Consider the following 12,516-nt stretch of genomic DNA (forward strand, 5'->3'; position numbering starts at 1 on the left):
GCCCGGAGGGTGTCAAGCAATTCAGTGAAGGGACGGCGGAAACAATACGGTTTCCTGCCAACATCACCTTCGTATCTAAAACGTATTTTCAAGTCCGTCATCTATGGGCTTTGCTCGAGGTTTTTTGTTGAGTTCCTCGATATACTCCTCGAAGAGATGGATCCGGGTGCTCACGGGGAAGGGAATCCCGATGGTGCTGATGACCGCTTCACCCGCCTCAAGCGTCTGAATCTCGGTATCGAGACGCGAGAGGTCCTGCTTTGCGCTGCTTGCTATCATCTCGCGGTCCCCCCGGTCGGAGAGCCCCATCACCACGAAGGTGTTTAACTGGGCAAGGACCCGGGCATCGATGTTCTTCGGCTGCTGGGTGACCACGCAGAGCCCCACGCCGAACTTCCGCCCCTCCATCGCGGCTTCCCGGAAGATCCGGGTGTTTCCAAGCCCCGAGCCCAGCACCCGCTGGGCTTCCTCGATGGTGATCAGCACCTGTTTTGGCTCCTCCTCGCTCTTTGCATCCTCACCCTGGTGGCTGCGCATGATCTTGCGCGTTATGATCGAGAGGACAAAGAGTTCGCTCTGTTCGCTCATCCCCGGGATATCGATAAGAACGACCTTGTTCTCGTGAAGCGCTTTCATGATGTCCGGGATCGAGGAACCCTGCCTCCTGAGAAAATCCCGGTTACGGTTGAGCATGCCCGCGACCCGCCGCTGCATCACCGAGAGTGTGCTCGGCGAGAAGTTTTTCAGGTCGTTCGCAATCCGGGGATGCCGGCCGGTGTAGGTATCGGCATCAAACGTTGCAAAGTCGGTGTTCTGGAAGAAGTCGATCACGTCCGATCCCGGCGTGCTCTCGAGCATCTCCACGACCTCACGCTGGGGCGGTGAGTGCTCGTAGAGGAGGAGGAGGTCGGGCATCCGGAAGTCGTCGTAGTCAAGATAGAGCTGGTTTAAAAGATACTTTCTCCTGAACTCCTCCGACCGGGTGGAGAAGACCGCGAGCCCTTCCCGGCCGGCCTGGTAGTGGATGAGCCCCAGGGTATCCTGACCGCTCGACGACCGCCCACCGGCAACGTACTCGCCGTGCGGGTCGACAATAAGGAGCCCGAACGCCCGGGCCTGCATGCAGGACGCACAGAAGACCTTCATGAAGTTGCTCTTCCCCATGCCCGTCGTGGCAAAGACGCCCATGTGCTGGCGCATCACCGCCGGATGGAGCGCCACCCTCACGTCCCGAAGCACACCCTGACCGGTCTTCATCACACCGACCTCGATCTCCCCCATCACCTGCCGGAGGAACGCGAAGTCGCGGGACTCCGGCCGCTCAACGCGGGAGAACTTCGCGGGGATCGTCCGGGGTTTCCGGAATGCGCCGTCTTCTCCCACGTAACCGAGCGGGATCGCCTCGACGAGGATGAAGACGTCCTCCCCAATCTCGTAGAAGTGCTCGGTATGGGGACGGGTATCCCACTTGGGGTCGGAGAAGTTGCAGTCGTGGAGAAGGTCGCTCACCTTGGCAAAGAACGTCAGCCCTTTGACGCGGTCGGTGATCTTTAAGATGTCCCCGAGGAAGAGTTCCTCATCGTGGGGGATGGCAAACCGGTAACTGAGCACCCGGTCCCCGATCAGCCGGTATTTCGAGGCGTCGTCGCCGTCAATATCGATCAAACTCATCATGGTAATCACCAAAGATGCCGGTGTAGTCGGCAAGGTTCATGCCGAGCAGGTCCATGCCACGGATGATGTCCTGGCGGACCTGGTCGACCGCATCCTTCCCGATCTTGGTCGTGAGATGGGCATCGAGGAGCGGGTAGGGGTAGCCCGGGACCCTTCCGTCGTCGGCAAAACTGGCGAGCGCGGAGAAGACCCGGTCAACCATCTCAGGGCTGTAGTATTTCGGGATCTCCACCTTGAACGCGCGCTCCGCCCGCGGGTGCAGCCGCGCGACGTACTGCTCGCCCCGCTGCTTCCAGAGGTAGGTCTCCCGGCGGTCGATCAGGCCATCGGCGGCGGAGACACAGATGTACCAGGGTTCAGGGACACCAAGGTCGCGGGCAAGCCCTTCCGCCGCCGGGACGATCGGGTGCCCCCCGCCCCAGGTGAGCGACGTCCGCTTCGTCACCGCGGCGATGAGCACTCCCCGGAGATTGCAGAGGTTCAGGAGGTTCTCGACAACCTCGTCGTGGCTTGCGTGGCGGACCTGGAGCGTGCCGTCGAGAACGATGAGGTCCCCGGTATCGAGTTCCGCGGCCATCTCCATCGCCGCCCAGAACTCGAGGGTATCCCGGATGACCGCGGTGTTCCGGATCGGGTCGTCGTGGTCGAGGTGCACCTTCGGGGAGGAGTGGAAACAGTCGTAAAAGAGCGTATCAAAATCCTCGTTCCCGGTCCCCGGGTTGACCGTGACGATGTGGAGAGGCGTCGTCCGACGGCAGAGACGCGCGTCGCCGGCATACGCGCTGACCGATGCCCGGACGGCGGCAATCGCAAAACAGCCTGCATCGAGGACGATGGCGTTGCTCCCGTCCACCGCGCAGACGGCCCCGCCGAACTCGGGGCGGCAGCGGCGGTACGATGCCACGTCGAACCCGCCGGCGGCTTTGAATCGCCCGGCAAGGTCCTCCGGGACGGAATCGCGGATCCTTCCTGCGACCCGCCGGATCGCGTTCAGGTAGAGGGTCTTCTGTTCCACCATCACTCGAACTCCTGAACCCTGCTTGCCTGGTCCGCCCCCATCTCGACCATGAGTGTCGTCGAGAACTCGTCCTGAACCTCCGTGATATGGGATATGAGGAGGATCTGGGGGAAATGGGCCTCCTGGGTCCGGAGTGCCCGGAGGAGGTTGTTTCGCCGCCCTTCGTCCTGGCTCCCGAAGATCTCGTCAAAGATCAGGAACGTGGAGTCATGCACCTGGTTCACCTCGGCAAGGAACCGGGAGAGGGCGACCCGGAGGGCTATGGCGATGTCGTCCTGCTCCCCGCCGCTGAACCGGTCGGCCGGGTAGTCATCTCCCATATCGTGGACGAGGACGGTGAAGTCGTCGTCCAGCATCACCGTGCCGTAGCGACCATCGGTGATCTCGGCAAGCACCCTCCCCGCCTCCTCCTCGATCCGGTCCCGGACCACCTGCAGGAGATAATCCCCGTAGTCCCTGATGAGCGACCGGGTCAGTTTGAGGCGGCCGATCTCCTCGGTGAGCGTCTCCTGCTGCCTGACGAGGTCCTCCGACCGGGAGAGTCTCACGGTCTCGCCCTCGATATCCGCCTTCAGGCTGCTTATCCGGGCAGCCGCCGCATACTTCTGCTCGCGTGCCGCAGCAAGATCCCTCTCACAGGCCGCGAGCGCCTCCTCTGCTGCCGCGACCGTCTGTTCATCAAAACCGAGCTCTTCGATGGCCGCCCTGGAGCGGAGCAACTCGCTCTCCCGTGTCGCGAGGAGGTTTCGTTTCGCCTCAAGCGCCCGGGAGAGACGCGGGACCTCCTCGAGGCGGACCCGGAGTTCAAGCGCTCTCCGCTGTGCCGCTTCGGCACGGCTGCACTCCTCACCGAGGCTGGCGAACCGTCCCGGATCGAACGAGAGGCGCGCAAGCGCATCCTGCGCGATATCCTGCCTCCCCCGGAGAACGTCTATCTTTGCGAGAGTGGCGTTCAACTCCTCTTCCAGTGCCGGCCTCCTCTGAAGGCGCGCCTGCGCCTCGGCGTACGCGCGGTAGGACGCCTCAAGAGCCTGGGCTTCACTCTCCAGGCGCTGCCGGGTCTCGGGGTCGAACCCGAGCCGGGAGATCTTCGTCTCGACCTCCTCTTTACGGGCAAGATAAGTCTCGACCTCGGCGATGAGCCGCTGCCGCTCCTCCTGGAGGGCAGGGAGGCGGCTGCACTCGCCCCGGAGGGTATCGGCCGCCGCCCGCTTCCCGGTGAGGGCCTGGATCCGCTCCTTGAGGGCAGTGTGCGCCGCAGGGTCATACCCCTCCACGCCGAGCGCCCGTATCGCGGCACGGTGCTCTCCGGCCTCAGCCTGCCACCGCTGCAGGGCCCCCGCGCTCTGCTCGTACCGGGACGCATAAAGAGCATGCTGCTCTTTTAAGCGCTGGTAGGCGAGACGCTGCCGGTGAAGGTCCTGCAGCGTGGCGGTCAGGGTCTCGCGGTCGACGGTTGCCTTCGTATACTCGTGCTCGAGATCCGCAAGCGTCTTCTGCATCGACCCGGCAGCGGTTGCAAGGTCCCCGACCAGTCCCTCGTAATGCTCGCCGAGGCTCTGGTGGCACATCGGGCAGGACCCTTCCGGACCTGCGGTGAGGATCTCCGCCCGGTGTTCTGCCAGCCGCCGGATCTCCTCGCGGATCGCCTCCTGGCGCTCGGCACATGCGCTGAGCCGCGAGGTCAGGTACTCCTTCCGGCTCTCTGCGGACTCGATCTCTTCCTCGATGGCGCCCATCCCGGCAAGTTGCCGGGCAAGCCCGGCGATCTCGCTTTCGAGCAGGCTCATCTCTTCGGACGCGGTGCGAACCTCCTGCAAACACCGCTCCTCCCGCCGGGCATACTCCTGAGCCTGAAGGAGCACCTCTTCACGTGCCCGAAGGGCATCGAGATCGTGGACCTCCGCCTCGAGCGCACGAAGGCGCCGGACCTTCTCCTCGATCCCCTCGACCTCGGCCCGGTTCTCCCGGACCCGCCGCTCTGTCTGGACGAACCGTTCGTCCATCCGGGCGAGTTCTTCGCGGAGGGCGTCATACTCCGGCTGAAGTGCCTTCAGCGCCGCGATACGGTCGCGGAGGGTCTGCCACTCCCCGACCTGCCGTTCAAGCCCGGCAACCGCCTGCTTGCTCTCGCTCAGTGCGGCGAGTTCGGCTTCGATCTTCGCGCGGCGCTCACCGTACTCCCGGCCCTGCTCCTCTGCGGCCTTCGCTTCAAGGGTCAGGCGGTCCGCGGCGACCTTTTCCTCCGCCATCATGGCGAGTTCCGCCTTCAGGGATTCGTATCGACCGGCAAGGCGGGCAAGTTCTGCAAGTTCGTCCTGAAGTTGCTGCCGCTCCGCAATCTCTGCCTCCTCCTCCCGGCACTCGGTACGGAGCCGTGCAATCTCGCTCGTGAGCATCTCACTCTCCCGCGCGAGGTGCAGGTAGCGGTCGCGCACCGAAAGCAGCCGATCACGCTCTTTGCGGGCGCGCTCGAGCATCTCCGCGGCATCCCTCTCCCCGGCACCGATCCGCTCCAGTTCGTCCTCCGCATGGGCAAGTTCGGTGCGAAGCGTCACGAGACGGTCGCGAATGGCAGCGGCGTCGAGTTCCTGGAGTCTTCCCGACAACTCCCGCAGAGTTCCTTCCCGGGTATCGATGACCCCTTTGAGGTCCTCCATGCTGTCCTTCTTGAGGTAATCGATGCCCAGCACCTGCATGAACCAGTCTTTGCGGGACCCGGCACGGCTCTCAAGCAGGGTGAGGAGTTCCTTCTGCCCGGCGTAGATGGTGTTGCGGAAGTCGCCCGCGCCCATGCCGACGATCCGCTGCACTTCCTGCCCAACCTTCTGGACGCTGCTTGCGAGGAGTCTCTGGTTCAGGTAGAGGTTCGCCTCGTGGAGAGTCGAGGAGGGGCGCCGCTTGAACCTGCGGACGACAGCGTACTCGTTGCCGCCGGCTAAAAAGTCGAGGCGGACCTCACAGACGTCCTGCGGTCCGGCAAAGGAGCTGACGATGTAGTTTCCATCGAGCCCGGTCCCCTGGAGCCCGTAGAGGGCAAAGAGGATGGCAGCGACAATACTGCTCTTGCCGGTCCCGTTGTTCCCGACGATACCCGTGATGCCGTCCTGGAAGGTGATCTCCTGGTCGCGGAACCGCTTGAAGTTCCTCATCCGGAGTTTATTCAGAAGCACTCTCCACCTCTTTGTGGCGCGCGATGACCGACCGGAGGACCGCCGTTCCGGTCTTCTTCACGAACTCCTCGTCGCCCCCGGCAAGGTGCTCCCTCTCCACGAAGCGCTCGAACTCGGCGACGTAGTCGAGGCCGACGAGCGAGTCCTCGTAGAAGATCCGGGACGGATCGTCGACGGCAAGCACCTGCAGTTTGAGGTCAAGCATCCGGCTCCGGACCTCCGCGAGGGCCTTCTGATCGAGTGCACGGAGCGTCTCGCGGCGTATCCCGTCGAGGGTGACCTGGCAGATCGCCTGGTAGACCTTCTTACCCGCGCTATCGGCCGCATCGAGGATCCCATCCACGACCTCTCTGGCCGAGAGCCCGTCGCAGTTGATCCGGCCGAGGCTGATCATGGGGGTGCGCGGGAGGTCGATATGCTCGACCTTCCCTGACGCCAGGTCTACAGCAAGACCACCCTTCTCCTCCGCTATCTCACCGTAGTTGCAGTGCTCAAGCGACCCGCTGTACCAGGCGTTGTCGGCGACCTGCACCTGGTTGTGATAGTGGCCGAGAGCGATATAATCGAACCGGTCGGAGAGGATCGTCGCATCCAGTTCGTGCTCGGCGACGGTGTGCAGCCTTTTATCCTTCAGGATGCTTGCAAGACCGTGGGTGACGAGAACATTCGTGCCGGAAGAGAACTCGATCCCCTCATACGCCGTCCGGTATCCTTCGGGAAGGAGCATATTCGGTATCAGGTGAAAGACGGCGTCCCCGAGTTCGACTTGCCGGTAGCGGTTGTGGTGAGCGACGTAGAGATCGCCTGCCCGAAAGCCGCCCCGCTCGAGCACCTCAAACGGCGATGCCGTGTAGCGGGTCTTTGCCATACTGTGGTTGCCAGCGACCATGAGCACCGGTATTCCCGCGTCCCGCAGGCGGGAGAGGGCGTCGAGCGCCGTCGTGTAGGCGCGGGTCTTCGGCTTGACCTGGTGAAAGAGGTCGCCCGCATGGACGAGTGCATCGGGGCGTAAGCCGATGATCCGGTCGATGGCGGCAAGGAAGTTGTCGTAGATGAACTGTTCGCGCAGGTTCATCCCGGTCTCCGGATCTACCCGGTTAAAAGCCGACAATCCGAGATGCGTGTCTGCCAAATGAACGATCTTCATGCCCAATAAGTCTCCGTGTCCCCTGTGTATAAATGCCTGATCTCCGTGGCGTGAAAGTGTTCGGCACGGCCCCGTTGCCTGAAACACGCTTAAACTAATATATCCTCACTGATATTTGTATGGTGATCTCGTGTCAAAAAGAGCCGTAGATGCAGTTTTTCAGGCGCTCTTCCTCCTCTCCGACCTCCGGTATCTGCTACGGGAGACAGCTCCCAGGCATGACCTTGACGAGGCGCAGAAAGCGCGCGCCGCAACAACCCTCGAGAAGGTGAAGCGGCAGATCGCAACCCTTGAAGAGGAGTTGATCCGGTGAAGTGTGCAGTCGATATCGAATCCCGCGACGTCGAGGAGATGTACATCAACATCGACCCCATCCAGGCGGGCGGACGGCTCACCGCCGATGCCATGAAGGCGGCGATATCCTTTGGGGACGGCTACTCGGTCTGCGACAACTGCCGAAACCCTCCCCGGCTCGACTACATCAAAAATCCCCCCATCGCGCAGTATCACGCGGACCTTGCCGCGTGGCTGAACATGGACACCGCGCGGGTGGTCCCCGGAGCGCGCCGGGGGTTCCAGGCGGTCGCGAGCACCTACGTGGAGAAAGGCGATCCGGTCATCCTCACGTCGCTTGCCCACTACACGGAGTTCATGGCGGTCGAGGCGGCCGGCGGGATCCCGCGGGAGATCCCGAAGGATGAGTTGAACCACATCACCCCCGACGCCGCGGCAGAGAAGATCGAGGCGGTGATCCGGGAGTTCTCGCGCACTCCACCCCTGCTCTTCGTCGACCATGTCGACTACCAGTTCGGGAACGTCCACGACGTCGCGGGCATCATAAAGGTCGCCCACCAGTACGACATCCCCGTCCTCGTCAACGGGGCCTACACGGTCGGGATCATGCCCGTCGACGGCAAAGCGCTCGGCGCCGACTTCGTGGTCGGGTCGGGCCACAAGAGCATGGCGGCCCCGGCACCCTCGGGCGTCCTTGCGACGACAAACGAGCACGCAGAGCGGGTATTCCGGACGACGCAGGCAAAGGGGGACGTAACGGGCAGGACGTTCGGGTTAAAGGAAGTCGAGATGATGGGCTGCACCCTGATGGGTGTCACTGTCGTCGGCATGATGGCCTCGTTCCCCCATGTCCGGGAGCGGGTGCAGCACTGGGAGACCGAATTGGCGCACTCGCAGGCGGTCGTAGACGCACTCCTCTCCATCAAGGGGACGAAGGTCCTCTCCGACTACCCGCGCCAGCACACCCTGACCCGGATCGATACCCGGGAGTCCTTCGATACGGTGGCGCAGCAGCACAAGAAGCGCGGGTTCTTCCTCTCAAGCGACCTGAAGAAGCGGGGGATCACCGGGGTCATCCCCGGCTCCACCAGGGTCTGGAAGTTCAACACCTTCGGGCTGACGGAGAAGCAGATCCGGCACGTCGGGGAGTCGTTTGTCGAGGTTGCCCGGGCAAACGGGCTGAATATTGTCTGAAGAAAGATCTGGAAATTCATTTTTTGAGCGGGCGCGTGTGTGCTGGAGCGCTGCCCTACCTATCGCGTATCTGAATTTTGAGAGTTTTCAGGCACCTTTCGCTTGCGTACACCCATGCGCGGATTTCCAGTGGATATCGCGTCTGGGGGGTAGAGACAGGGGAGGGGGGCATACCCTCCTCCCCTGCAACCCCTCGCACCTAACGGTGCTCATGCACCTGCCCTTCGGCCAGTCGCACTCCCCAAAACGTGATATCACCACGGAAGCCGTGTAGGGGCGTGTGTAATAGAAGGTAGGGAAAAAGGGCATGGAAGCGTGAGGAAAACCTTCACCCGGCCTCCTCAACCACCCCGTTCTTCGCGCGATACCGTCGCACCGTCCTCGCCGCCTGCTCCGCGAGGCTCGCCACATCGTTCTCTTCCTCAATCTGCGCAATCGTCTCCGCGGGCGCCGCCGTCGAGGGGTAGCGGGGGGCGACCGTGCACCCGACATTACCGGGCCGGGCATTGAACGTCCCGATGACGCGGGCGCGCTCGATGATCTCCTCCTTATCGAACCCGATGAGCGGCCGGAGGACCGGAACGGGCGTCGCCGGAGCGATCACCGCCATGTTCGCGAGCGTCTGGGAGGCCACCTGCCCCAGGTTGTCGCCGTTGACGAGCGCGTAGGCGCCCCGCTCTTCCGCGAGGATCCCCGCCACCCGGAGCATGAACCGCTTGCAGAGGATGCACCGGTAACGGGGTTCTTTCAAGCCCGTGATCACCTCAAAGAACGGCTCCATCTCCACGACGAGGAGGTCGAGCGGGTGCCCCGGGACCCAGGCGGAGAGCCGGGCATGGTTCGCGAGGACGTTCTTCTCCTCGTCCTCCCCCCCGAACCTGCCGCTCCTCATGTTGACATGCACCATCCGGCACCCCCGGCGCATCATCAGCCACGACGCAACCGGCGAGTCAATCCCTGCCGAGAGGAGGCCGATCACTTCGTCCTGCGTCCCGTAAGGGAGCCCGCCCGGCCCCCTGATCATCTCATCGTAGACAAGGCCGCCGAACTCCCGGGCCTCCACGAAGACCTCATAATCGGGCGCCGTCAGGTCCACCCTGGCCTCCGGTATCCGGTCGAGAACGGCTGAACCGACCGCAGCCCCCAGCTCCTGGCTGTTGAACCCCGTAACACCCGACCGGCGCGCCCGAACTGCAAACGACATCCCCGGCCGGAGGCGCCGCTCCGCGTGCTCGACGGCTGTGGCCGAGATCCCCTCGATATCGGCTGTGGTCACCGTGCAGACGCTCGCGCTCGCGACCCCGAAGGTTCTCGCGGCCGCCGCAGCGATCCGCCGGGGCTCATCACCGTAGATCAGGACCCTTCCCCGGGGGGTCTCGATGCGGTGGGTGAGCCCTTCGGCCTCAAGAGCGAGCCGGATATTCTCCGTCATGATCGATATGAACCGCCGTTTCACCGGCTCACTCTTGAGGAATATCTCGCTGTACCGGATCATCACCGCTTCCACGAGTCCGCACCCCCCTCCCGATAGCCCGCCTGAGCTATCACGACATCCTCAAAGCCGAGCTCTTTCACCGCATCGAGCAACTCTTCCAGCCTCCGGCGGTATGCCGGGTCGGCCTCGATAGAGGCCCGGCGCCCGTCGGTGCACCGGACCCGTATAGTCCCCGGGATCTCCCGCGCAAGAAGGGCTTCCGCAGCAGCGACAAGCGCAAGGCATTCCCGGGTGACCGTCTCCCCGGTGGGGATGCGGGTCGCAAGGCATGCGGACGGCGGTCGGACGGGAACCCCGAGCTCCCTCGCAAGGGCCTCGACATCCTCCTTTCCCATACCGCACTCGGCAAACGGACTCCTGATCCCGAGTTCGGAGAGAGCCCGCAGACCGGGCCGCGTGTCCGCCCGATCGTCGGCGTGGGTCCCATCGACCACCGTCCGGCACTCCCGCCGCTTCGCCTCCGCGACGATTGCCTCCATCATCGCCCGTTTGCAGACGTAGCACCGGTCCGGCCGGTTCTCCCGGACCGCGGGGATATCAAGCATATCGAGCGTTATCACGACGTGCGGGACGCCCAGACGCTCCGAGAGCTCTCGAGCCGCCGGGAGTTCACCCGGGGGGGTAAGACCGGTATCGACGCTGACGGCGATCGCCCGAACCCCGTGCCGCCGGGCGAGGGCCAGCAGGACCGAACTGTCCGTCCCGCCGGAGAGCGCGACCGCAATGGGCTCAAAGGATCTCAGGAGCGAAGCCAGGCACGACATATCTCGCATCTTCTCTTCTTATACTCGCTCGAACTACATGAATCTTCGCGCATCACGCCAATCAGGTTCACAAATCGCGGCAATTTAAGTCTTTGCACCAGGAGCAAATGATTTTTAACAGAGGCACTCCGAATGTGTACTGATATGGCGAAGAAAGCGAGTGCCAAACAGGCAGAACCCATGAAACTCTTCTATATTTTTTACAATCAGGAGCGCTGGGACAACTGGATCAAAACGCTGGAAGATGCAAGTTTCGAGCCGGCAGAAGGCGAAGAAGTCTCCGAAGGGGAGCAGATGCTCTACAGTTTCACCGAGGATATCACCCTCTCGGTCTTAAAGATCATCCGCCTCTACCAGAATGGCCGGTTCACGAAGGAGGAGGCCATCGAGAAACTCGACGATGTGGAACTGATCGTCATGACCGGCCTCCCCGAGGGAGACCTCGAGGACATCATCGGATCGCTCCAGCTCTCGCTGCTGGTGCTCTTTACCGCCTGCCGCAAATACCTCGATGGCGAGTTTGATAAGGATATCAAGACGCTCGTGAAGAAAGGCCGGGGTATCGACGAGGAGAACCTCGAGGAAGCGCTCGAGGTTGCGGCAAATATCGGGGCCGCCGTGGTCGACGGGGCCACCTGCTGTGCGAAGTACATCAAGGACGACGCGGAGAACCCGAGCCTCTTTGACGAGTGGCTCATCGAGATCGAGACCATGAGCAACGCCATGAAGTCGCTCGCGAAGTTCGACGAGGAGCCTGGAGAAGCGTCGTGATTGCGGATAAGGCCCGGTTCCGGGCGGCACGGAAACTTGAGCGGGCTGCGGGGTTCCGGCTCCCGGACCATATCTTCTCGGGCGCGTTTCTTGAGTCGCTCGGGAGGGCAATCAACTTCGATAACCTTGACCACCGGATGCACGAACAGCTCCTCGCCTTTTTCCGTGACTTCATGGACTGCAAGTGCAAGAACGCTCCCTTCTGCGGGTGCCCGGAGAGGAAGTTCACCTTAACCATCATCGAGTTCCGGGAGATGGGGCTCGACCACCGCCAGATCAGTGCCCATCTCCTCGATGAATACGGGATCGACCTCTACCCCGCCGACATCCTGAGTTTTCTCGAAGACTCCGTTCACATGCTTGAGGCGATACGGGACGTCGCCGAGCTGCAGGGGCGCGAGAGGCTGGCGGAGAACGCCATCGATCATATCAGGAAGATCGAGCACTAGGCCGGCCCCCCCGCGTTTCTCCAGCACTACCGGGACACCCGGCGCTCAAGCCGCCGCGTTCCGCATCATGGGGGCGACGTTGCATCCCGCCATCTCCCCGAAGCAGAAGAGGAACCGCTCCCTGATACTCTCCGGGAGTCTTCCCTCAGGGATGAGTTCAAACCCAAGTTTTTCATAAAACCCGATCAGGGGAAGGGTAGAGTGGATGTAGATCGTCTCGGAGCCGCATTCTTCGAGAAGTCTCTGCACGGCCTCCCTCGCATACCCGCTCCCGCGGTACTCGTCGCGGGTGAAGACACAGTCCATCTCGAGGCCACCCGGGTGGCGGGTGCAGCGTGCCGTCGCCGCAAGGGTTCCGTCAATAAAGACACCGAAGATCCTCTCCCGGCCCGGGTCGGCCTTCTGGCCGCGGTAGTGCGTCCAGATCTCCTCTGCAAGCGGGAACTCTTCATGCTCCAGTTCACGGACTTCTTTCGTCATCGTGGATACGGATTGTCGCACCTGTTATTTCAACGGAACCGGCAGGGCATCTTCGGT

Annotated in this window: 11 protein-coding genes; 4 read left to right on the forward strand and 7 right to left on the reverse strand. The window is 62.8% G+C overall.

Features of this window, described 5'->3' with window-relative positions; all coding sequences use genetic code 11:
• Positions 1 to 75: 75 nt before the first annotated feature.
• The 4 genes from QZ650_RS00670 to QZ650_RS00685 are packed head-to-tail and all read right to left on the reverse strand — an operon-like array spanning position 76 to position 7,012.
• Positions 76 to 1,674, reverse strand: a complete 1,599-nt coding sequence (locus tag QZ650_RS00670; RefSeq protein ID WP_292517500.1) for an ATP-binding protein — start codon at positions 1,672 to 1,674, stop codon at positions 76 to 78.
• Positions 1,652 to 2,692: a DNA double-strand break repair nuclease NurA gene (locus tag QZ650_RS00675; RefSeq protein ID WP_292517497.1), complete on the reverse strand. Its 1,041-nt coding sequence runs from the start codon at positions 2,690 to 2,692 to the stop codon at positions 1,652 to 1,654. The genes QZ650_RS00670 and QZ650_RS00675 overlap by 23 nt, the downstream gene beginning before the upstream one ends.
• Positions 2,692 to 5,865 (reverse strand): SMC family ATPase, encoded by a 3,174-nt coding sequence (locus QZ650_RS00680; RefSeq protein WP_292517494.1) that lies wholly within the window; start codon positions 5,863 to 5,865, stop codon positions 2,692 to 2,694. Before QZ650_RS00680 ends, QZ650_RS00675 begins: the two co-directional genes overlap by 1 nt.
• Positions 5,852 to 7,012: an exonuclease SbcCD subunit D gene (locus tag QZ650_RS00685; protein ID WP_292517491.1), complete on the reverse strand. Its 1,161-nt coding sequence runs from the start codon at positions 7,010 to 7,012 to the stop codon at positions 5,852 to 5,854. Before QZ650_RS00685 ends, QZ650_RS00680 begins: the two co-directional genes overlap by 14 nt.
• A gap of 130 nt (positions 7,013 to 7,142) precedes the next feature.
• On the opposite strand from QZ650_RS00685, the gene QZ650_RS00690 reads away from it, so the two are divergent.
• Positions 7,143 to 7,325, forward strand: coding sequence for a hypothetical protein (locus QZ650_RS00690; protein ID WP_292517488.1), 183 nt, complete (start codon positions 7,143 to 7,145; stop codon positions 7,323 to 7,325).
• Complete coding sequence (gene pscS, locus QZ650_RS00695) at positions 7,322 to 8,500, forward strand: O-phospho-L-seryl-tRNA:Cys-tRNA synthase (protein WP_292517484.1); 1,179 nt, start codon at positions 7,322 to 7,324, stop codon at positions 8,498 to 8,500. Before QZ650_RS00690 ends, pscS begins: the two co-directional genes overlap by 4 nt.
• A gap of 328 nt (positions 8,501 to 8,828) precedes the next feature.
• On the opposite strand, the gene thiI is transcribed toward pscS, so the two are convergent.
• Positions 8,829 to 10,007, reverse strand: a complete 1,179-nt coding sequence (gene thiI, locus QZ650_RS00700; protein WP_292517481.1) for a tRNA uracil 4-sulfurtransferase ThiI — start codon at positions 10,005 to 10,007, stop codon at positions 8,829 to 8,831.
• Positions 9,995 to 10,768: an ATP-dependent sacrificial sulfur transferase LarE gene (gene larE / locus QZ650_RS00705; RefSeq protein ID WP_292517478.1), complete on the reverse strand. Its 774-nt coding sequence runs from the start codon at positions 10,766 to 10,768 to the stop codon at positions 9,995 to 9,997. Before larE ends, thiI begins: the two co-directional genes overlap by 13 nt.
• A 135-nt stretch (positions 10,769 to 10,903) precedes the next feature.
• Here larE and QZ650_RS00710 point away from each other — a divergent pair, with 135 nt between their 5' ends.
• The gene (locus QZ650_RS00710) at positions 10,904 to 11,530 is read left to right on the forward strand and encodes a DUF2150 family protein (protein WP_292517475.1); all 627 of its coding nucleotides are present in this window, start codon (positions 10,904 to 10,906) and stop codon (positions 11,528 to 11,530) included.
• Positions 11,527 to 11,979: a DUF5814 domain-containing protein gene (locus QZ650_RS00715; protein WP_292517471.1), complete on the forward strand. Its 453-nt coding sequence runs from the start codon at positions 11,527 to 11,529 to the stop codon at positions 11,977 to 11,979. The genes QZ650_RS00710 and QZ650_RS00715 overlap by 4 nt, the downstream gene beginning before the upstream one ends.
• Positions 11,980 to 12,024: 45 nt before the next feature.
• Here the strand turns inward: QZ650_RS00715 and QZ650_RS00720 are convergent, their stop codons facing one another.
• Positions 12,025 to 12,459, reverse strand: a complete 435-nt coding sequence (locus QZ650_RS00720; protein ID WP_292517467.1) for a GNAT family N-acetyltransferase — start codon at positions 12,457 to 12,459, stop codon at positions 12,025 to 12,027.
• Positions 12,460 to 12,516: the final 57 nt, after the last annotated feature.

It is taken from the genome of Methanoculleus sp. (assembly GCF_020696975.1).
Classification (GTDB): Archaea; Halobacteriota; Methanomicrobia; order Methanomicrobiales; family Methanoculleaceae; genus Methanoculleus.